Raw genomic sequence first — 604 nt, 5'->3', positions numbered from 1 at the left:
ATAGCAGGACTTGGCACAATGAAATGCTGGGCTTTCAAAACCTGTAATGGATGCGTTGACGGCTGGGACGTAGATGCCAGTACGCCCTGCAACAACACATCAATACGTTGACTTTGAATAACATGGATACCCATTTATTTCATATCCTACTCGCATAATTTATGCACAAAATCATAAACATTCATTACTATACAACTGAATCTGACTATGTCACGTTGGTTTAAACACAGCATAATCTCATTTTAGGTGTCACTTACCTTGTGTTGGCAAGGCACCTTTAAGGAACACATTACAGGTAAAACATTATGAAAATTGATAACATTCCTGACTATATTGATCCTAGCCTAAATCTGGAACAAATTCGCGATGAGTGCCAAGAACTCATTCAGAAAAGAGCTTACGTCTCTGCTGGTGCAGCAATTGTACCCATTCCTTTTTTTGACGTGGTAGTAGATTTGGGAATTTTGTCACAGCTTATTCCCGATATTAATTCCCGTTTTGGTTTAGCGCCTGAACATGTCAGTGTCTATGATCCAAAAACAAAAACAATTCACTGGGATGAATTACGAAAACGCGGCTTTCAATTTTCAGGCTTTGTGGTTGC

The 604-nt window shown here is 39.2% G+C and carries 1 protein-coding gene; it reads left to right on the top strand.

The window, feature by feature from the left end:
- Positions 1–305 precede the first annotated feature (305 nt).
- Positions 306–604 (top strand): hypothetical protein (locus ABD296_RS49900; RefSeq protein ID WP_407061600.1); only part of this gene is annotated, 299 nt, incomplete at its 3' end.

Source organism: Actinomadura napierensis (genome assembly GCF_039529375.1).
GTDB classification, from domain to species: Bacteria; Actinomycetota; Actinomycetes; order Streptosporangiales; family Streptosporangiaceae; genus Spirillospora; species Spirillospora napierensis.
Note: the sequence above shows the minus strand (reverse complement) of the source record. Positions and strands in the feature narration are given on the sequence as shown.